Origin of the sequence: Pseudodesulfovibrio profundus (assembly GCF_900217235.1) — a bacterium.
GTDB lineage: Bacteria > Desulfobacterota > Desulfovibrionia > Desulfovibrionales > Desulfovibrionaceae > Pseudodesulfovibrio > Pseudodesulfovibrio profundus.
Genome location: NZ_LT907975.1, coordinates 1329341 through 1349869, shown reverse-complemented (window position 1 = coordinate 1349869; position 20529 = coordinate 1329341). Strand labels below are relative to the sequence as shown.

15 protein-coding genes are annotated in these 20529 nt (G+C 53.8%); 12 read left to right on the top strand and 3 right to left on the bottom strand.

What is annotated here, in order from left to right; all coding sequences use genetic code 11:
• Positions 1-41: 41 nt before the first annotated feature.
• Both DPRO_RS06525 and DPRO_RS06520 read right to left on the bottom strand, forming a co-directional pair.
• A complete protein-coding gene (locus tag DPRO_RS06525; protein WP_097011323.1) occupies positions 42-1517 on the bottom strand; it encodes a lipopolysaccharide biosynthesis protein in 1476 nt (491 codons plus the stop codon).
• Between the two features lie 19 nt (positions 1518-1536).
• Positions 1537-2733 carry a glycosyltransferase family 4 protein gene (locus DPRO_RS06520; RefSeq protein WP_162291150.1) on the bottom strand — a complete coding sequence of 399 codons (1197 nt, stop codon included), beginning with the start codon at positions 2731-2733 and terminating at the stop codon, positions 1537-1539.
• 225 nt (positions 2734-2958) lie between these two features.
• Between DPRO_RS06520 and DPRO_RS06515 the strand changes: the two genes are divergently transcribed.
• From DPRO_RS06515 to DPRO_RS06480, 8 genes are all read left to right on the top strand, one after another.
• Positions 2959-3987, top strand: a complete 1029-nt coding sequence (locus DPRO_RS06515) for an acyltransferase (protein WP_097011321.1) — start codon at positions 2959-2961, stop codon at positions 3985-3987.
• Between the two features lie 377 nt (positions 3988-4364).
• The gene (locus tag DPRO_RS06510) at positions 4365-4979 is read left to right on the top strand and encodes an acyltransferase (RefSeq protein ID WP_197706498.1); all 615 of its coding nucleotides are present in this window, start codon (positions 4365-4367) and stop codon (positions 4977-4979) included.
• A 6-nt stretch (positions 4980-4985) separates the two neighbouring features.
• Entirely contained in the window at positions 4986-6152 is a 1167-nt protein-coding gene (locus DPRO_RS06505) for a glycosyltransferase (RefSeq protein ID WP_097011319.1), read from the top strand.
• 11 nt (positions 6153-6163) lie between these two features.
• A complete protein-coding gene (locus DPRO_RS06500) occupies positions 6164-7285 on the top strand; it encodes a glycosyltransferase family 4 protein (RefSeq protein ID WP_097011318.1) in 1122 nt (373 codons plus the stop codon).
• Between the two features lie 34 nt (positions 7286-7319).
• Entirely contained in the window at positions 7320-9572 is a 2253-nt protein-coding gene (locus DPRO_RS06495; RefSeq protein ID WP_097011317.1) for a glycosyltransferase, read from the top strand.
• 74 nt (positions 9573-9646) lie between these two features.
• Positions 9647-10981, top strand: a complete 1335-nt coding sequence (locus DPRO_RS06490) for an O-antigen ligase family protein (protein WP_097011316.1) — start codon at positions 9647-9649, stop codon at positions 10979-10981.
• Entirely contained in the window at positions 10965-11804 is an 840-nt protein-coding gene (locus tag DPRO_RS06485) for an acyltransferase family protein (protein ID WP_097011315.1), read from the top strand. The genes DPRO_RS06490 and DPRO_RS06485 overlap by 17 nt, the downstream gene beginning before the upstream one ends.
• A 55-nt stretch (positions 11805-11859) precedes the next feature.
• A complete protein-coding gene (locus DPRO_RS06480) occupies positions 11860-15291 on the top strand; it encodes a hypothetical protein (RefSeq protein ID WP_157917383.1) in 3432 nt (1143 codons plus the stop codon).
• A gap of 5 nt (positions 15292-15296) precedes the next feature.
• On the opposite strand, the gene DPRO_RS06475 is transcribed toward DPRO_RS06480, so the two are convergent.
• The gene (locus DPRO_RS06475) at positions 15297-16091 is read right to left on the bottom strand and encodes a 7-cyano-7-deazaguanine synthase (RefSeq protein WP_097011313.1); all 795 of its coding nucleotides are present in this window, start codon (positions 16089-16091) and stop codon (positions 15297-15299) included.
• 123 nt (positions 16092-16214) lie between these two features.
• Between DPRO_RS06475 and DPRO_RS06470 the strand changes: the two genes are divergently transcribed.
• The 4 genes from DPRO_RS06470 (at position 16215) to DPRO_RS06455 (ending at position 20468) form a co-directional block, all read left to right on the top strand.
• The gene (locus DPRO_RS06470; RefSeq protein WP_097011312.1) at positions 16215-17255 is read left to right on the top strand and encodes an acyltransferase family protein; all 1041 of its coding nucleotides are present in this window, start codon (positions 16215-16217) and stop codon (positions 17253-17255) included.
• Between the two features lie 222 nt (positions 17256-17477).
• On the top strand, positions 17478-18602 hold the full coding sequence (gene torT, locus DPRO_RS06465) for a TMAO reductase system periplasmic protein TorT (protein ID WP_162291149.1): 1125 nt from the start codon (positions 17478-17480) through the stop codon (positions 18600-18602).
• Between the two features lie 23 nt (positions 18603-18625).
• Positions 18626-19309 (top strand): cache domain-containing protein, encoded by a 684-nt coding sequence (locus tag DPRO_RS06460; protein ID WP_232005723.1) that lies wholly within the window; start codon positions 18626-18628, stop codon positions 19307-19309.
• A gap of 38 nt (positions 19310-19347) precedes the next feature.
• Positions 19348-20468 (top strand): IS3 family transposase gene (locus tag DPRO_RS06455; RefSeq protein WP_407681385.1). Its coding sequence is split into 2 segments (ribosomal slippage): positions 19348-19623 and positions 19626-20468, totalling 1119 coding nucleotides; the frame shifts between segments, so codons are not numbered across the junction.
• The last annotated feature ends 61 nt before the right edge of the window (positions 20469-20529 follow it).

The following is a 20529-nucleotide window of genomic DNA, read 5'->3' as shown; positions in this document are numbered from 1 at the left end:
TGGTGTTCCTTTATTGTTTCAAGTCTCGAAGGTCAGTCGGCTTAGGCTTTTTGTCGGCGAAAGCGCTGCATTTGCTGCCGAACGGTTCTGATCAGGGCTGACTTTTCCTCATTGCCGTAAATGGGAGAATACCAGATCAATCCGAGATAGGCGGTACACAGCAGGCTGTTGTATCCAGCCGAGAGGATGACGTTATCCAGAGTGACCAACCACGAGAGCCCGTAGACCACGACGGCAAGACCGAGCATGGTCATGACTTTTCCCCATTCATAGGGAAGATGTAAATATTTTTGTGCGTAGTGGTAGGTCATGAAAAAGCGAACCAGGAAGGCGGCCACGGTGGCCAGCGCTGCGCCGTATCCCAGCAGGGTCGGGATCAGGCCGAAACTCAGCGCGACAATGGCGGCGGAGCTGACCACACCCACCAGCGCGAGGCATTTGGTTTTACCGGTATAGTGGATGCCGAAATCCGTGAGGCTGGTCCATCCCTGAATGACGTAGGCCAGCAAGATGATTGGCACGACCTTGTACGCCGGATGGAACTCCGGTGCTGCGATGATGCGGAAGAAATCGCGGGAAAACACGGATATCCCCAGCGCAAAAAAGATGAACAGCAGAGAGGCGTTGGTAAATACCGTTTTGTTGGTTTCCGGAAATGTCGGGTCTTCTGCCAGTTCATATCGTTTCGGATTCCAGGACGAAAAGAGGGGCAGGTAGGAGAGGGTGCTGTAGATGAAGGCCAGTTTGTACCCCAGTGAATAAATGCCCACCTCGGTCAGCCCTGCATAGGCTTTCAGGAAATAGCGATCGGAAAAGGTCAGCACGAAGTTGCCGAGGTTGAGCAGCACGATGGGCGCGCCGTACTTGAGCACTTCCCTTGCCATGCTTGAGGAAAAGCGGAAACGGGAAAAGCGGAAATAGTAGATGGTCAGATAGAGCGAAATCAGGGAAATGCTGATGATGCTGCTGTAGAGGATACCGACATATCCCTGCCCGGCGAAAATGATGAAATAGACGTTCAGACCGACTTGTAGCAGGAGCTCTGCCAGACTGACCATGACGAACAATTTGGCCCGCTGCTGTGCTCGAATCAGCACCAGCGGGATGATCTTCAGTGGCTCCAGAAAGAATAGCAGGAATACCAGTTTGAATGAGTAGGTTTCCTTGGGCAGCCCTTCAAAGATGAGGACGGACAACCGCTCGGCATTGAAGAAGCCGACAATGCTCGCCGTGGTGTACAGCCCGATGGAAAGGATGATGGCCGTACTCAGGAAAGTGCGCCTGTCGTCTGTTTCGGTATAGCGATAATAGAAGCGGGTGATGGATTGGCGGATGCCGAAGCCGATGACCAGGGCTGTCAGTTCGGTGGTCAGGAGCAGCAACTCGATGCGGGCGTAATCGGCTGGCGAAAGGTACCGTGTGTAAATGGGCAGCATCACCAGCCCGACCAGTTTGCTGAGAACGAGTCCGAGGGCGTAGATGCCTGCGTTTTTTATGGTGCTGCCGCTTTGAGCCATGGTCTTTCTGCTCTGAGGGTTATCGCTGCTGCATGGCGTCGTAGAGTCGAGCGTATTGTTCGGCTACGGCCCGCAGGCTGAAATGTGTCTTGATGGTGGACGCTGCATGTGCCCCGTACTTGTCGCGCTTGTCGGACGAGTCGAGCAAATCGATGATGGCCCGGGAAAAATGGTCGGTATCGAAATCGATGATCTCCCCGTTTTCGCCGGGGGTGATGATGTCATTTATGCCGCTGACCCGGTTGGCCACGCACGGAGTGCCGCAGGCCATGGCCTCCAACACCACATTGGGCATTCCTTCCAGTTTGGAAGGCAACACCAGTAGGTCGGCGCTTTGGAGGTAGGGACGAACGTCGTTGATGCGCCCAAGAAACTGGACGCGCTCTTCCAGATCATTCTCCCGTATGAAATCCATCGCCTCATCATAGCAATACGCATCGCCGCTGGCCCCTTCATCCAGAGAGCGGGGGCCGAGCAGGAGGAGCGTGGCCTCGGGGTTGTGGTCGGCAACCGTTTTCCAGACGGTCATCAGATCGTCCACGCCTTTGCGGTAGGTGATACCGCCCAGGAAAAGAACCACAGGCCGGTCGTCCTGTCCGAGGGAGTGTTTGATCTCACGCTTTGTGTCGCGATCAACGGGATGAAATCGATCAGTGTCCACGCCATTGGGTATGGATTCGATCGTGCTGTCCGCAAACCCTTTCTGACGGAGCGTGCTGGTTATCTCGCTGCTGATCCCGATCACCCTGTCGAACGAGCGGGTCATGACGCTGTAGAGGGAGCCGGTGGCCCGTCCGATCTTCTCGTAGTCGAGGTCCGCGGACATGGTCACCTTGCAGCAGGATGGTTTGCGCAGGAGTCGTCCGGCCACGCCGAGGGCCGCATAGGGAAACTGGAAATTGTGGCTGTGGATGATGTCGAATGTCTTGCGCTGCGAAAATAGGATGTGAAAGAGGCGAAGGACCAGTTCCCCATGTTTTTTGAGTGTATACGGTTCCCGGTAGTTCTGAATGGGGACCTCGATGACCTTGAGTCCCTCGTGGCCCAGCGTGTCAAAGGCACCAGGGGGCCGGTGTGTCTCACTTTCACGAAGACACAGGAAGGTGATGTCGTGCCCGTTCCTTTGCAGTTGCTTTGCTAGTGCAATGGCCTGAAACGTTGCGCCGCTGTATTCAGGGGGAAATATAGGGGTATAAAAAAGAATACGTTTGTTCACGGCGGTCTCTGCTAGGGATAGGTCGGCACTCAACTGGTTTTATCCATTGAATACGATTTATTAACACTAAAAATGATAATTATGGACTTAGAACACATTTTCACCGTGATGTCCAAAGGGGAAAGCACCTTTCTCTTCCACGCGTTCACCTTCTGTCGGTTTCTGTTTCAAATCAATCAAAGGTATTGTATATGTAATTGAATACGTTGTACAAGGTGAAACGAAATGGCAGGAGAACGAATAGAATATCTTGATCAGATGCGGGCCGTGGCTATTGTCATGGTCGTCTGCATTCATGCCGTGGGGTATGTCCCTGCCATGTCCCCCCTGCAACTGGACTGGGTGTTGTTCTGGGTGCTGCCTATTGCGGTGCCTGTCTTCTTTTTCGTGGATGGGTTTCTGCTGTCCATGCAACTTGATGTTAAGCCGGTGGCGTATGGCCCGTACATTCGCAAGAGTGCGGTGCGTCTCCTGATTCCGTGGGTGCTCTTTTCGATTTTCTATACGGTGGCGCGTTATGTACTGGAGGTGGCCGGGTTTCTGTCGGCTCATCTCGTCCTTGGGCAGGAGCCGCAACAGGTCGCGGCCCGTGTGTACATGTCCGTGTATGCGCCGCAGATGTATTTTCTCCTGTCGCTATTTTTGATCAGGGCAGCATTGCCGCTTGTCAGGCTCCTCTTTCATGACGCTTCGCTTCTTCTTTCCATCGCCGCGACGATTGCGCTCATTGTGTTTTATAACACGGTGAATGTGGAAGCGCTGTTGCCATTTCACAGCCTGCTGGCAATGGAGGGACAGGAGCCGGTACTGCATGCCATTTTCGGACTGCAATTCTTTGCCCTTGGTATGGTCATGTCCAGACTTCGGACACAGACCGATTTTCGTCGGTGGGTTCTGCCGGTTGCCATACTGTTTGTCGCCAGTTCAGTCATGAAGGTGACATTACCGGGGAACCATTGGTGGACGGCCTTTTTCTACCTCATCCTGTTCTTTGTGCTCTTTTCTGAATTCAGTCGTGAATCCAGGTTGCTGCGCATTGTCGGACAAAACACCATGGGCATATATCTGCTTCACACCCCTATCGTCCTTCGATTTATTTCCATGGTTGTCGCTTTGGTCATTGCGGAACCGATGGCAGCTTTTCTTGTCACTGTGCTTGGGGTGATGGTGGTCAGTCTTGCTCTTTCACTGCTTGTGACCCGGGTTCCCTACGGTGGTATGCTCTTCGGTATTCCCCGCTCTGTCCGTGCCTGATGGTCGTGAGCAAAGGCGCTGACACGGTTAAGGATGGGAAAAACCTGTGGGTTTCATGCAAAGCAGTCTGGCATATGCGCCGGATGCGTGCTAATGAACCACGGATACTGCCGGGATAATACGCTCTATTGGTTTAAACGGCGTGGGGGAGTGGCAGACAGAAATGAAGTTTCAGTAGTGGCGGCTGTTGGAGCGGAAGTGTCTTAATAGTATTGAACTGGAACAATCACCCTCAAGGGTCGATGGGTGTTTTTAATGATAAAAGTTATTTTTTTCAGAGAGTTGAATGTATGAACTTTCGCCAATACGTTAAAAATAGGGAAACGCCGCTGGCTCGTTTTGCCTACGCAGTCTACCGTAGCTTGACGCGATTTGAGATGCCTGCGCCCAAATCGGTATGGAAGCCCATCTATATGGTGCACAAAGGCGTGGTTTCCTTTTTTACCCTCCTTGTGCAACGCTGCTATTTCCTGCCGCTATTCAAGAGTTGCTGCCAGAACAGCCCTGCACGACTGCACCTCTACACCGGTATGCCCTTGATCATGGGCAATCTGTCCATAGAAATGGGGGATGATTGCCGTGTGTCAGGCGTCACGACATTCAGTGGCCGGGCCTCGGCCTCGCAGACGCCTCAGCTCATTGTAGGCAATAATTGCGACATCGGCTGGCAGAACCAGATTTCCGTGGGAACCAGGGTCGTGCTGGGCGACAATGTCCGGCTTGCACCACGCGTGATGCTGGCCGGATACCCGGGCCATCCGATTGATCGAAAGGACCGCGCCGCCGGTTTGCCGGAAACGGACGATCAGGTGGGCGACATCATTCTGGAAGATGACGTATGGCTCGCGACCGGCGTCACTGTTCTTGCCGGTGTTACCATTGGTGAGGGAACAATCGTCGGGGCCAACAGTACCGTGACTGGCGATCTGCCGCCCATGTGCATTGCGGCCGGAAGCCCGGCCAAGGTCGTCAGACGTCTGGATGAGGCGTAGGTCGGTATGTTGCAGGGCAAGGATATCATCGTTTTCGCCAATGAATGGGGCCGGCATCCGTCCAGTTGTCAGCACCTCATGACGCAGTTGCTGGAGGCCAACCGGATTCTCTGGGTCAACACCATCGGCATGCGTCGCCCCAAGCTCAGCCTGTATGACATCAAGCGGGCAGCCGGGAAAATTCTCTCATGGGTCAAACCAAAAACCGCCAATCCGGTGGAGATACCGAAACATCTCAATGTCATCTCTCCACTGATGATCCCGTATAACGACATCGCTCCGATCCGGCGAATCAATCGGCAGAACGTCATTTCCGCCGTCCATGCCGCCTCGCGAGAACTGGGTTTTCGTGATCCGATTCTGGTGACAGCAGTGCCGCTGGTGGCCGACTATGTGGGCGACCTGGGCGAATCCTTATGCGTGTATTACTGCATGGATGACTACGCGGAGTGGCCCGGTGCGGCCAAGGAAATGCTTCAGGAACTGGAGCTTGATCTGGTGCGCAAGGCAGACGTGGTTGTTGCCGTGTCCGACCGTTTGGTGGAGATGAAAAAACCGCTTAATCCGGCCACCCATCTGCTGACCCACGGGGTGGATGTGGAACACTTTGCTTCGGCGCAACAGGTGACGGGTGCAGACGTCCGTATCAACTATCCGTCCCCGGTCCTCGGCTATTACGGATTGATCGATGAGCGGACCGATCAGGCCATGCTGGTCGATGTGCTCGCAGCCAAACCCGACTGGACCATGGTCTTTATCGGCAACGCGCGTGTGTCGCTGGAGTCGTTGGAACGGTTTCCCAATTTTCATCATATCGGGCCGGTCCCTTACGACGAGCTGCCGTTCTATGCCGCGGGATTTGATGTGGCGATCATCCCCTACATCCTCAATGAACTGTCCATGAGTATTAATCCGCTCAAGCTCAAGGAGTATCTGGCAACCGGTGTTCCCGTCGTCAGTACGCCGTTGCCCGAGGCTGTTCGACTTAGCGACTGGATACACGTGGCAGACTCCGCTGAATCCTTTATCTCCAGTGTGGAAGCTGCGTTGCATGAGCCGCGAGATACAGAATCGCTCATGCGGTTTCTCCAGTCTGAAGCCTGGAGCGCCAAGGCGGAAACCCTCTCCCAGATAATTTCATCCGCATTGCCTGACAGCTCAGGTCGGAAGTGAGGTCGATTTATATGGTGCGTCCCAAAATATTCATGTTCATAGCAACCAGAATCCTCGGCGGTCCGGGCAAGGGGCTGGTTCAGTTCTTTGAATCCGGCGGGCTGGATATCGCTGATGTGGAAGTCGGGGTGGACAGCCAGGACGGCAACGAGGAAACAGAGTTTCACACTTCCATCAAACAGACGGGCGTGCATGTGGAAACCTTTCTGCAAAAGCACGTGTATGATCCGACACTCATTTACAAGAGCTATCGATACGTCAAGGAGAACGGGTTCAATATCCTTGAGTCGAACGAGTATAAAAGCCATGTGGTCTGTTTTTTCCTCAAGCTCTTCACCGGCCTGCCGTGGGTGGCCTATGCACACGGATGGACCACGGAGAATGCGAAGGTCCGGTTCTATCACTCGTTGGATAAGCTGCTGCTGCCCCACGCCGATACCGTTGTCGCGGTCTCCAAGTCGGTGCGCGAACGACTGGCTCCCAAGGCTGCCGAGCGCGCAGTGGTCATATACAACGCCATCGAGCCTGTGGACGAAAACGCAGTGGAAACGTCGAATGTGCGGGAGCAGTTCGGCGTCAAGGCAGACGAGACCCTGCTGACGGTGGTCGGCCGACTCAGCCCGGAAAAAGGGCACAAGGACTTCATCGACGCGCTGCCCATGATACTGGAGCGCCATCCCAAGGTACGGGCCATGCTCGTTGGCGACGGGCCGGACCGGGAAAAACTGGAACAGCAGGTGGCGGCAGCCGGTTTGGAAGATGTCGTAATTTTCACTGGGTATCAGGGCAGCATGCCGCCGTTTTATGCGGCCACGGACCTGCTGGTCATGCCTTCCTTGAGTGAAGGGTTGCCGTATGTGGCTCTTGAAGGAATGTCCTATGGCCTCCCCATGGTGACCACGGATGTGGGCGGTATTCCCGAACTGGTCAAGGATGGGGAGACCGGCTACCTGACCCCGAGCGAGCAGCCCGAAGCCTTTGCCCAGGCCATAAATCGAATGCTCGATGACCCGGAAGCCATGAAACGCATGGGTGAGGCGGGGCGCGAAATCACCCTGAATCATTTCACGCCACAAGTGCGCGTTTCCCAACTGGAAGCCCTGTACAACAAGCTGCTGGCCCCCGGTCGCTGATATCCGGCCTGCTCAATTTTCGGAGTACTGACAAATGGTTATTGTTCTGCTGCTTTCGCTTATTCTTCTTGGATATACTTTGGTCGGTTATCCGCTGCTCATGTCGCGGTTGGCCTCTGCTCGCAAACGGGCAGTGGACAACTCCGGCGATCCCCAGCCATTGACGATTGTCCTGTGCGCCAAGGATGAGGAGGCCAATATCGGAGGCCGAATCGATAACCTGCTGTCCATGGATTATCCGGCTGAACTGCTGGAAATCGTGGTCGTGTCGGATGGCTCTCAGGATGGGACGCCGAAAATAGTGGAAGGGTATGCAGATCGCAACGTGAGGCTGGTCCATTACAATGACCCCAGAGGGAAAGCCCATGCGCTGAATCTGGGCGTGGCTGCGGCCACACACAATCTGCTCCTCATGTGCGACGCTCGCCAGACCTTTGCCCCGGATGTCGCTCGCAAGCTGGTACGATATTTTGCTGATGAGAATGTGGGCGCGGTCTCCGGTCGTCTGATCATCGATCCCACTGGAGGAGAAGCCGCAGGACAAGGACTGGGAGCCTACTGGGATATCGAGGTCAAACTTCGGGCTGATGAATCGGCCAGTGGATCGGTGGTCGGTGTGACCGGCGCCATCTACGCCCTGCGCAAGGCGTGCTTTGAGCCTCTGCCTGAAGGAACGATCCTTGATGATGTTCTGATTCCCATGCGTGCAGTGCTCAGCGGCTACCGGGTGCTCTTTGAGCCGGAAGCGCTTGCCGTCGATACCAAGAAGGCGGACAAGAAGGGCGAGCTGGCACGGAAGATCAGAACGCTCTACGGCAACCTCCAGTTGTTTGATCTGGAGCCGCGACTGTTCCATCCTTTTGCCAATCCCATATGGTGGCGATTCCTGTCCCACAAGATTTTACGGCTCTTCCTGCCGCTGTTCTTCCTGCTGTGCTGTGTCTCCAGCTTGTTGGCCGGTGGCATCTGTTTCTGGTTCGGGTTGTTACAGGTTATAGGGTGGGGCGCGGCGGCCGCGTCGTGGCACTACTCCATTGATGCCAAGCCGTTCAGGATACTTGCGACGCTCTTTCTGCTCAATCTGGCCATTGTCACGGCATGGCGCAATTATCTGACCGGCAATAAGGACGTATGGGGCGTCGCGTCATCGAATATGAGCGATGGTCCCGATTCTGATTCTGCGGCCAAGGTGAAAGTTCTGCATGTTGTGGATTCCCTGCGCATCGGCGGCTCCGAGTCGCTGGTCAGCACTCTGGTCGGTGCGTTCAGACAGCGCGGTATCGACAACGTTGTGTGCGGGCTTGGCGAAGATGGTCCCTTGCGCGAACGGTTGGCCGAGAACGAGTGCACGGCATACAATCTGGATCAACGCTACGGCGTTCGGCCCGATGTTATGCTGCGGGTGGGGCGGATCGCCATGCGGGAACAGTGCAACGTGATCATGACCCATCACTACCGTCAGTTGTTTCATTCGCTTCCGGCTGCAGTGCTTCTGCGCAAGCGGCTTATCCATGTGGAGCACGATTCCCATTCATACGCTGCACAGCCCGGGCTGGTGAACCGCTTGTCGAAACTGGCTCCATTCGTTCAGCGATTCTGCTTTGTGTCGGATGAAATCAATCAGTGGTTCCTGCGTCATATGCCCGGAGCGGCAGATAAATTTATGGTCATCCCCAATGGGGTGGATACTGAGCGGTTTTCACCCGATGCCGACCGTAAGCGCACAGTACGGCAATCGCTTGGTATCCCTGAAGACGCGGTTGTCATAGGCACCTGTGCTCGGCTCGAACCGGTCAAAGACCTCCCGCTTCTTCTCCATTCCTTTGCCTTGGTCAGCATGAAAGATGGCAGCGAATGTCATTTGCTCATTGCCGGTGACGGCAGTCTCCGTGATGAGTTAAAGCACTTGGCAGTTGCGCTTGGCATCAATGACCGCTGTCACTTTACCGGTGTAGTGAGTGATGTGCCCGGGATATTATGCGCCATGGACCTCTACGCCATCACTTCGGCCAATGAAGGGCTGCCGTTATCCGTGCTGGAAGCCATGAGCGCTGCATTGCCGGTTGTCTCCGTCAATGTCGGGGCGCTGGAGGATGTGGTATCCGAGACTACAGGAATACTGCTTGAAGGTAGAAGCGATGAGGAGTGCGCACGGGCCATGCAGCAATTGGCTGACGATGCCCCGCTGCGAGAGCAGCTCGGTTCAACTGCGCGTGAATTCGTCCTTGAGCGATACTCGCTGAGTGCCATGGTCGATGCGTATGAAGGCATCATTCGGACCAAATGATACTGTAGAGCCTGAGATAACAAATTGGAAAATGATCAGGGTATGAAGATATATTACCGGCCGCGGAGGCTCGTTTGAGTTTAAAAGCATTTGATCCCGTGCTCCCCCAGTCCCATGTGGACCCTCGACCTACCAGTAAAATGGGGGGATTCCTTCTCTTCTGCCTGGTGTTCCTGTTTGTCGGGCGTGCGCACGAAGCTCTTGGCGGTCCTATCCGCTTCAATCTTTTGTTCACGGCCGCTACGCTGTTGTTCTGCGTAAAGGATTTTCTGAGCAATCCGCTGATGTATTTCAAGGAATCCACAGTGCTGCGGCGCATCACATATTTCACCCTGTGGGCCATTGCCATGATTCCTTTCAGTCGATGGCCGGGCGGTTCCGTGGAGACTGCCATCGGGTTCCTCAAGGTCTATACTTTTGTACTGCTGACCGCAGTCCTGCTCACCCGGTATCGGTTGACGGCTGTTGGCGTCTTTGCCCATGTGGTGAGCCTGCTGGTCGTTCTGTTCTTTTCCGCTATCACCGAATCCGCGTCGGTTCGCGTGTATACGATCACGAAATCCTATGACCCCAACGAGATGGCCCTGATCGCCGTCATGATTCTGCCGATTCTGTTTTTCGCCATCAAAAACGCCAAGTTCATTTGGAAAGCCGCGTTCACGGGGGGCGTTGCCGTATGCGTCGTGGCTATTGCCCTGTCCGGTTCCCGCGGCGGTATGCTGGGCCTGTTCATGGTTGGTGCATACGTCCTGTTCGTTTCTTCCATCAGCATGCTCAAGAAAGTGCTCATCGTCATCATGTCGGTGCTGGTCTTTATCGTGGCCGTACCGCAGGAGAACCTGACAAGACTGGTGAACACCCTGGATATCGAGAATGACTACAATGTCTCCGGAAAGCAGGGACGTCTTGTGGTCTGGGCCGCAGATCTGGAAAAGATCATCAAGAATCCTATTGCGGGCGTTGGTCTTGGGCAGAGCACAACCTTGACCGAAGAGGAAATGGACGAGGGCGTCTGGATGGAGGCGCACAATTCCTACATCGAAATGGCCCTTGAGACCGGTATCCCGGGCTTTTGTTTCCTGTTCTCCGTGATGCTCGTCAGTTGGCGACGACTTCGGGAATTGCGACGAACATTGGACAAGAAAGACCCGAGGCTACCCCTTGTCCATGGTCTGGAGGCCGGGTTGTGGGGATATTTCGTCTGCATCACGTTCCTTTCCGTTGCGTTCTATGCCTTGTCGCTGTTTTTTTTCGTGATGATCGAGGCCGTGTACAGGGATATCAAGGGGCAGCACCTCCGTCCTGTGGCAGAGGAGGAACCAACGCAGATGGAACCGGAGCCGGAGCAGAAAAAGAAAAAACGGCGGTACAAACTCAAGCAGGGCAGTTCATATGACCCAAGAACATAGTGCCGTCGATGCTGGTGCGCGGACCATCGTTTCTGCCACCCTGTTGCGGTGGCTGGCATGCAGCATGATCTTTTCCCATCACTACCTCAAAAGCATTGGGCAGATATCCAATTACGGCCTTTCGCCCATCATAGCCATCGGCATATTCTGTCTTCTGGCCGGAGCATTCTCGCAGTCCCGCATCAATGACACGGTTGGCTGGCTGCGCAAGAAAATCTTCCGCATCCTCGTCCCGGCATGGATTATCGGCATTCCCATGCTGGTGCTGAATATGGTGGTTCAGGCCAAGCCCAAGGGATTTTTTTCGGTGGTCATGGAACTGATCGGGCTCCAGTTTTTCGTTACCCCGTTATTTGAGGCAACGTGGTTCGTGACCCTCATTTTGGGGCTGTACCTGGCGGTCTTCCTGTCCGGGCTGGCGAAAACAGGGCGGTTGGCTATACTCGCGCTGCTTTGCCTGATGCTCTATCTTGTCATGAATACATGGGGGACGCTGGAGTATCTTCTGGGCGGCAAACTGGCTTTTTGGATCATCGCCTTTTTTATGGGATACATGCTGTCCAATCAGACAAAGAACGGCCTGCGGGCTGTTGACCGTTGGCTGAACAGCCGATTGGCGCACCGTTCCTATCCCGCCATCCCACCGATTCCCGATGTGACATATTATTTCTACCTCGTTCACCCGCCGGTCCTCTACCTTCTCAGCAGAGCTGCGCATTTCAGCCCCGAAACATGCTTCTTCTGGGGCGTGTTCGTTAGCATGACGGCATCATTTGTGGTAGAGAAGGTGGATGTTTCGATTCAATCCCGTGTGTCGCGGTAACGACATTCAATGCTTTCAGGTGGGACCCGTGTGCGTCCCCGATGTCATTCACAGCATGGAGAGGTTTTCAATGCTCTTTCGGATCACCACGTTGTTGTCGGCGGTCATTTTGTCAGTTGTCCTGTGTGCTTCGTCGGCAAGGGCTGAAACGTATTCCTTTGATTCCGACAGAGAGGGGTGGACGTTTTACGGCAACGGGGAGGGGGAGTACCGCCCCGGCATCGGCGCTGATGCGCCCGGCAGCCTCTACCTTTCGTGCAACGCCGGTGAATCGTCCACCGTGTACCGCAAGCTTGATGTGCCGCCCGGAAAGTATCTTGTCACCGCTCGCATCCGAACCCTTGATGTGCAGGAAAATCGATACGGTCCGCTTTGGATATTTTATCAGGCCTCCCCGAAAATCGAGTACGCAAGCAAGGATGTATCCGGCACCAATGCGTGGAGCACAATCCGGTTCACCATCGATAATCAGAAGAAGGGCATCACGTTCTGGTTCCGGCTTCGTGCTGCTGGCATGATCTGGATAGATGATTTCACCATCGAGGCGTATCAGGGAGAGACTGCCGCCTTTGAAATGAAATCCGCCAATCTGCCCGCATCCAAGGTCAATCCTCCCGGGCAGGGTGTGCGTTGTCCTGATTGCATGCGCTGGCATGACGCCGAGGCCCGGTACTGCCCGGTGTGCGGATATGAGAACACAGCCACACGATCGGACGCTGTTGCCTCGGTTGGAGATGAGCGCATACTGCTCGGTTTCGAGTCGGCAGATGCCTCCACAGAAGGTGGCACCCTACGCATGACCGGATATTCTACCAAGGATTCGACTCAAGGAGATCAGTCGGCGGTGGTGCCGGTCAATCGGTTCATCAACGTGGACGTGAAAAAACTGCAGGCGACCAATTGGGACGGATACGATTACATCGCCCTCGACATCCACAATCCGACATCCGGTAATCACAAGTTGTCGCTGGCCCTGGGAGATATTCACGGCTCAGGCTACTGGAATGAACTGAATCACTATTCGATGCTGGCTCCCGGGTGGAATCGTCTGAAATTTCATATCAATCGCTATGTGGGCGAGCGTGGCTCCGTCAAGGTGAAGCGGTACCTCGACCTGAAACATATCCAGAAGGCGTGGTTCTACATTGAGCAAAAGGACAAAGGCGAGTCCGGCGATTTTCTGGTGGATAACATCCGATTGCTGAAAGCGCCGAAGTTGTCACCATTCCCCAGCGCCATGCTCTTTGATTTCGTCAAGAGCAAAACCCATGTCCAGCGTGGATTTATCGGCGTCGACAGCCGTGTTGCCTACAGTCCTGATGTCGGGTTCGGCTTCAAGGATCACAAAACATGGCGCACGCATGATTCGGTGTATGCCGATACGCTCCACCGTGACGGGTTGTTCATGCTCAAGGGGACATTTGCCGTTGATCTGCCCAATGGAAAGTACGTGGTTCAGCTTGTTCCCAACGGATTGGGGTACTGGAATGAACATTTCTGGACTGAGCGCCGCGTTTCAGTGGAAGGGAATGTCCTGCTCGATGAAGAGCGGGAAGATGTCGAGTCGTACCTCAAGGATCACCTGCGTTTTGAAAACGTCACCCCCACGCCGGATGACAATCCGTTCGATTTGTATCTGAAGAAGATATTCAAGCCGTATACAGCTGAAGTGACTGTGTCTGATGGTCAGTTGACCATTGATTTTGAGGGGACAGAGTCAGGCATCTGTCTGAACTCACTGATTATCTATCCGGCTGAGGAGCGGGCAAAGGCATCCGAATTTCTGGCCAGTCTCGACGCGGTGCTCAAGGATGAATTTTCGACCTTGTCGCGGGACATCACCCAAAAGGAACCGAGCGGAACAGAATTGCTCGGACAAAGCGATCACGACCGAGGATATTACTCGGCGCTTATCGGGAGTGATGAGCAACTGCGTTTCAATCAGATTCTTCCGTCGGTTGGCGATTCTGTTTCGTTGAAGGGTGGCCGGGGTGAGCGTCCGGTGCAGGCGTTGATGGTCCACAATCTTGGAGAGGATGCGCTACTGACCGTCACCAGTTCCAGCCTCAGGAATACGACCGGTAAAGCGTTGGCTCCTGAAGCGGAGTGGATCAGATACGGTGTGCAGCAATATCAGAGCCACACCATGAACCATGAAATTTATGAGCTGGCACCGAGATTCTTCAAGCCTGTGGGCGAAAAGGGAATCACGGTTCGCCGTGGAGAAAGCGTCCTGCTCTGGTATCAGGTGCCGGTTACGCCTTCCATCAGATCAGGCCAATATGATGGCGAGCTGACACTTGCCATGCACGGTAAGGAAACGCGCTACCCCATTTCGTTGCAGGTCATGGATCATGTGTTGCCCAAAGCGGATATCGCCGTTGGTTTCTTCGGTTTGAACCCGGTCAGTTTCGGGTATTTCAAATTGTCGGAAAAAACAGCAACTGAACAGGCATACCGCCTCAAGGCACTGGAAGCACTGGCTGATCGCGGATTCACCTCGTGGACCGGCCTGCCCGGCGGGACGTGGAAGACATCCAAAAAATTCGTGAGCCTGGAAGCGGACGAGACCGATTGGATCATGAAGAAAGCCCGTGAACTCGGTTTCGAGCACAAGGTGTTCTCCTATGCCGGTTGGCGCGTGATCGACCTCGACAAGCATGGGCCTATTGCGGGCATGAGTCAGGAAAAGTATCGCACAAAGACTGCCGAGGTGCTGAAAGAGCACATGGAAGATGAAAACTGGCTGCCCGTGGTGATGGACTTGAGTGATGAAGCCACCGGTTATTCGCAGAAAGTGGATCGTGATCTCAAGCGTGCGCGCATGGTTGAGAAATACTACCCGTTCCTGCGACGCGGCGGGTACAGCCAACCGCTCAAGGCCGATGAAAAAGGGGCTGACCTCAATCTGCTGATGACGGATATTTCCCTTTCCAGCCAGACCGAGGAATATGCAGTGCTGCTCAAGACCAAGGGCATCCGCTGGGGATTGTACAATCAGGCGGCAAAACTCTTTACCAATGGTCGATACGCCTTTGGTGTGGGCATGTATCGAGCCGCCAAAAAAGGGATGGATCATCAGTTGGGCTGGAGCCTGACCGGAAGTCAGAACTATCCCTATTACGATTTGGACGGCCGGGAGTTCGACGCAATGATGGTCTTCCCGCGGTCAGATGGCGGCTTGGATTACGCTTTGAAATTTGAATGGGCCACCCAGGGTATGGAAGATTACCGACTGCTCTTGTTGCTTGAGCAACTGGTGCGGCAGGGAGGCCCCAAAGCTGCTGAAGCGGCGGAGTGGCTGGTCAAGGTTCAGGCTGAACCGCTAGATTCCGGCCGAAGTGTCGGGTGGCTGAAGTCCACTTTGTCACTTACACGCAAGGCAGGTGGAAAGGATACAAGCATCCCCGGCCCCGGGAGTGGAGCCGAGGAGTACGCGCGTTTCCGGGACAAAGTCTACGGCTACATCACCGCACTGTCTCGTTAAGGGAGTTATCCTTTCAGCTTTCGCTTGAGTGTGCGTAGATAGTCGTACACTTTGGGAAAATGCTGCAAGTGGGTTCTGGGGTTCAGATTCCTTTTCAGATGGTAGCAGAACCGTCCGAAGGGCGGCACTCTGTGGGTCATTTCCATGGTCATGGCATCCTTGCACGGATTGCACATGCCGCACGCCTGTCCCAAAAAATTCGGCTTGTGGCAAAACCATGACATTTCAAGGATATCCAGAAATCCATACTTTTCGGCTTTTTCCATCATTTCGGCCTTGCTCGTGCGCATGACCGGAAAGGAGTACATCCCGAAAAACTGGTATTCGAGCGTGTTCTTATGTTCTTCGGCAAAGTAGTAGGAACCATCTTCAATCTGTTCGACTAGCGGGTTGATGGTGACATAACACCCGGCGACTTTGATCTCGGAATACTCAACGCATACTTCCGCACCCTCCAGTCCGAATTGCTTGGCCGCCCGCCCCAGCCATTCATATTGTGAACCGAAAATGTTGGTTTCCAGAAGTTTCTGTTCGCATGCCTTGAATGCAGGATCCGGTTTGAGGTCGGTCTTGTCGATGATCATTGTCGGCTTGAGAAGGTTGGCGGCTTCAGGGAAGCGTTCGACCACTGTTGTTTTGATGTCGGCCATGGCCTTTTGTTCTTCTCGGAGCGACCACCGGTCGGGATCAATAACATATATAGGCTGAACCGGCCGTTTTTCAGCGACCAGCAATTCCAGCAGCCTGAAAGTTGAATCCCATCCACCCGTGAAGAAAAGCTTGGTCGTAGTCGTTGTCATTCATGGCCCTCAATAAAGGTAAAAATGTAAACAATAATTAAGTGGCGAAAAACACACCCATGCGATACATATACGCATATTTTTTTGTAGAGAGAAGAAATTTCGATAGAGGGGAGGCCTTTCGTGCAGGAGTTGTCGACACGGGAAAGCGTGTATCTGAATTACTTGAAGACCCTCATGATTCTGGGAGTGGTTCTTGCCCATTGTGGCGCTTTATGGGCCTACAAACCGTACACTTCGGTATTTACACTGTTACCGACAGTGTTCTTTTTTGTTTCGGGCGCGGTCACCTTTTACAGTTTCGAGCGGTCCGCTGAGCTGGGCTCATTCTATAAAAAACGCCTTGTCGGACTCCTTGTTCCTTATGCGCTTCTGTGCCTCATCGTGCTGGCGTATTATATGGCCGTCAATCTCAGCCTGCCGCCGTTTTCGATGACCTCGTTGTTGAAATGGGTACAGATCAATCCTGGCAACGCTTCGCCTTTTTCCGTCCAGCACGTGTGGTTCCTGCAGACGCTGCTGTTGATCACGATCATTGCCCCCTTGTTTTTTGTCCTGCTGCGTAAAAAAGTTGTACTGTTGTACCTGCTGATGGCGCTCATGGTCATTGTCGCTACCATGCAACACTATGTCGATCTTGGAGAAATGATGACTTTGGGACGACTTCACATGGAAAAGGTGCTGACCTTGAGCATCTATTACGTCTTCGGTGCCCTGTACTATACCCGGTTGCAGCATGTAGGGATGAAGTTGCTCGTTCCCGGGCTGCTGATCTCTTTGGCTGTGGCTGCCGGAACGCTGGTAGGGCTGAAACTTGACCCGGATCTGGTCAAGCACGCCTACAGTCCAGACCTGTATTTCCTGTCCAGCGGATTCGTCGCAGTCTTCCTTACCCTGATAGCTCGTGATTTCATCATGAAATGCGTGGAAATGTGGGAACCCTTTCGCCGATACGTGTTGTTTGCCAGCCGTCATGTGTTCGGTATCTACATCCTGCATGTCTTACCCATCTTTGCCTTTTCCTACCTGTTCGAGGTCGAAGGCGGACGGGTAACCGTGATGCAGGGCCTGCTGCGTTTTGTGGTGGCATTTGTCGCGACATCGATTCTGACCATCCCGTTCAGCAGGATATCAGCGAAGATCATCACCAGGATTGTGCGTTGAGCACTCAGTAGAAATCCTTTTTTTCTTTCTCGAATAACTTGCATTTGGAAAGAGCCGGTGGGTATGTAGTAAAATACTGGCGGTTCCACTTTTCCTACTTGGCTAGAATTGCTACGTTACTTATGCGTAAACGCTGTCAGTGGTGTCACTGCTGATTTATATCAACTATTTGAACTCAAGGATGTACGTTTGAAGCACCTTTGGCGGCTTTCATTAGTAATAGTGATCACTGCTCTCGCAGTGGTCTTGCTGGACTTGAATGGTCGTGCATCTTCTAATCCAGAGGATGAATGGTGGCCCATTCAGGTGAAAAGCTATTATGGTGAATACGTCATTGACAGCAAACAGCCGGGACAAGCTGCCAAAAGTTTGAGCAGACCACGCCTCGAAGAGTGGGTTCCTCCCCCTCAAGCGCCCAAGGATTATGTACTTGGTGTGAGTTTTCCTCATTTGAAAGACCCTTATTGGGTGTCGGTCAACTACGGGATCATCCGGGAAGCGCAACGGATGGGAGTCGGCCTCAAGTTACTGCAGGCCGGTGGATACGATGAGCTTGAGAACCAGATTGATCAGGTCCGGCAACTGGCTGACAGTGGTGTGGATGGGATCATTCTGGGGGCTGTCAGCTATCTGGGGCTGGATGCGTTGGTCAATGAGATGAAGGCCCGTAACATTCCGGTCGTGGAAGTGATCAACGACATTCAGGCACCGGACATCGCGGCAAAAGCCATGGTTTCATTTTACGAAATGGGTTTTTATGCCGGTGAATATTTCTCCGAGCATGCAGACCGGGCCGGTATGGATACAGTGACTGTCGCCTTTTTCCCGGGACCGTTCTGCTCCGGATGGGCGCCGGACTCGTTGCAGGGATTTCAGGAAGCGTTGCAGTACCATCCCGGTACCGTCGATATTGTTGATGTTCGTTGGGGCGATACCGGATTAGACGTGCAGCGGCGATTGGTTGAAGAGGTGCTGACCGACCATGGCCCTGTTGATTACATCATTGGCAATGCCGTGGCTGCGGAAGCTGCTGCCCACTATCTGCGGGAAACCGCGCAGGATGGCCGGACACATGTCATCTCCACCTATCTTATTCCCCCCTTGTACGATATGATCAAAAGCGGTCGGGTGGCGGGAGCGCCTTCGGACCTGACGGTGTTTCAGGGGAGAATGGCCGTTGATATGATGATTCGCATCCTGGAGGGCGAAGAGGCGGGAAAGGATTTTCCATTTCGCTCCGGGCCTTTCATACCTATGGTTACGCCAGACAATATCGACAGTTATCCCTACGAGGGACTGTTCGGTCCTCGCGGATTCAAACCGTTTTTTTCCCTGCCGAAAGGGTAGATGGGTAGCAGATGCTGAAGTGCTTGCAAAATATACGCATCAGGAACCGTCTGTTCATCACGTACTCCCTGATCTTCATGCTCTCCTTTGCAGTGACCGGAGCGTTCATCTTCTATCAGGTGCGAACCATTGTACGCGACAATATCCAAAGTGAGCTGACTCGTACGACCGAGACTATTCGGAACATGGTTTTGAACAGCGCCGATGTCGCCATCAGAAACTACATGCGAGCGGTTGCGGAAAAGAATCTTGATGTCGCCCGTCATCTGCATCGTCAGGTTCAGCGCGGTTTTTTGTCTGAGGCGGAGGCCAAAAAACAGGCGACAGATGTGTTCCTGAGTCAGAAGCTTGGAAGTGCGGGGCGTGTTTACTGTTTGAACAGCAATGGCATCATGGTTGTGCACCACAAGCGCAGCCTGCTCGATGTAGATCTGTCGGGGTTACCGTTCGTACAGGAGCAGATACAGAGCAAATCCGGGTTCATGACGTATGATTGGCGTGAGCCGCTCGAAAAAGTCAGTCGTCCGAAAGCCATTTACATGACGTATTTCGAGCCGTGGGACTGGATCATTTCCGTATCAACCTACCGCGATGAATTTACTGATCTCGTCAATATTTCAGACTTCAAGCAGCGCATTCTCAATCTTGGTTACGGGGAATCGGGATACCCCTTTGCGCTTTCCCCCGAAATTCGGACCACCGGTTAAGGTGGAGTCAGCGTCCTTAAACCGATAAGGAAGGACGCATGACAAAGAGCAGCAAAAGACGGAAACATTCGGACAAGTTTAAGGCCAAGGTCGCACTTGAGGCGATTCGTGGCGTGAAGACGCTTGCGCAACTGGCTGCGGAGTACAAAGTGCACCCCAATCAGATTTCCACGTGGAAGCGGCAGCTCCTTGAGAATGTCGATGACATCTTTTCCAGTGGCAAGAAAGCCAAAAGCCAGGAGGAGATAACCGCACCGTTATTTGAGGAGATCGGTCGGCTCAAGATGGACATCAAGTGGCTTGAAAAAAAGTTGTAAGCCTGCCGCTTGAGGTGCGCCGCCAGTGGATCAAACCAGATCGGGAGTATTCCATCCGGCGGCAATGCAAGTTGGCAGGCATTTCCCGTTCGGGATTTTACTACAAGCCTGTAGCCGAATCCGATGAAAATTTGGCCCTGATGCGTCTGATCGACGAGCAGTACCTGCGTCAGCCTGATTACGGCTCGCCGCGCATGACAGATTGGCTGAGGACACAAGGGCATCAGGTCAACCACAAGCGGGTTGAGCGACTGATGCAGATGATGGGCTTGCAGGCCATTACTCCAGGGCCGCATACGAGTGTCCCCAACCCGGAGCATCCCGTGTTTCCTTATCTGCTGAAAGGAGTTGCCATTGAACGAAAAAATCAAGTCTGGAGCGCTGATATCACCTACATCCCCATGCAGCGCGGCTTTCTGTACCTGGTGGCAGTGATAGACTGGTGGAGCCGCTTCGTGCTGGCTTGGGAGCTATCGAACTCGATGGATAGTTCTTTCTGCGTGGATGCGCTCAACAAGGCTTTGCGCATCTCTACGCCGGAGGTGTTCAACACGGACCAGGGAGCGCAGTTCACGAGTCGTGAATTTACCGGAGTTCTGCAGAGCAAGGGAATTGCAATCAGCATGGACGGCAAAGGTCGCGCAATCGACAACGTCTTCATTGAGCGGCTGTGGTGGACGGTGAAATATGAGGATATTTACCCCAGGGCGTACTGTGATGGGATCGAGCTATACCATGGGCTTACGCGCTATTTTCGGTACTACAACGAGGAGCGCGGTCATTCGTCGTTGGACAAAAGAACTCCCGCTGACGTATACAGGGGCAACTTGAATGTTCATTGACTTGGCTCGTAGCCGTTGCTCCGCTCCGCCCTCGGCCCTTCGGGCCGCCCCTACGGGGACG

Excerpts from the sequence above, each read along its gene's own strand:
- DPRO_RS06525 (WP_097011323.1), bottom strand. The coding sequence starts at position 1,517 with ATGGCTCAAAGCGGCAGCACCATAAAAAACGCAGGCATCTACGCCCTC.
- DPRO_RS06515 (WP_097011321.1), top strand. The coding sequence starts at position 2,959 with ATGGCAGGAGAACGAATAGAATATCTTGATCAGATGCGGGCCGTGGCT.
- DPRO_RS06510 (WP_197706498.1), top strand. The coding sequence starts at position 4,365 with ATGCCTGCGCCCAAATCGGTATGGAAGCCCATCTATATGGTGCACAAA.
- DPRO_RS06505 (WP_097011319.1), top strand. The coding sequence starts at position 4,986 with ATGTTGCAGGGCAAGGATATCATCGTTTTCGCCAATGAATGGGGCCGG.
- DPRO_RS06500 (WP_097011318.1), top strand. The coding sequence starts at position 6,164 with ATGGTGCGTCCCAAAATATTCATGTTCATAGCAACCAGAATCCTCGGC.
- DPRO_RS06495 (WP_097011317.1), top strand. The coding sequence starts at position 7,320 with ATGGTTATTGTTCTGCTGCTTTCGCTTATTCTTCTTGGATATACTTTG.
- DPRO_RS06485 (WP_097011315.1), top strand. The coding sequence starts at position 10,965 with ATGACCCAAGAACATAGTGCCGTCGATGCTGGTGCGCGGACCATCGTT.
- DPRO_RS06480 (WP_157917383.1), top strand. The coding sequence starts at position 11,860 with ATGGAGAGGTTTTCAATGCTCTTTCGGATCACCACGTTGTTGTCGGCG.
- DPRO_RS06475 (WP_097011313.1), bottom strand. The coding sequence starts at position 16,091 with ATGACAACGACTACGACCAAGCTTTTCTTCACGGGTGGATGGGATTCA.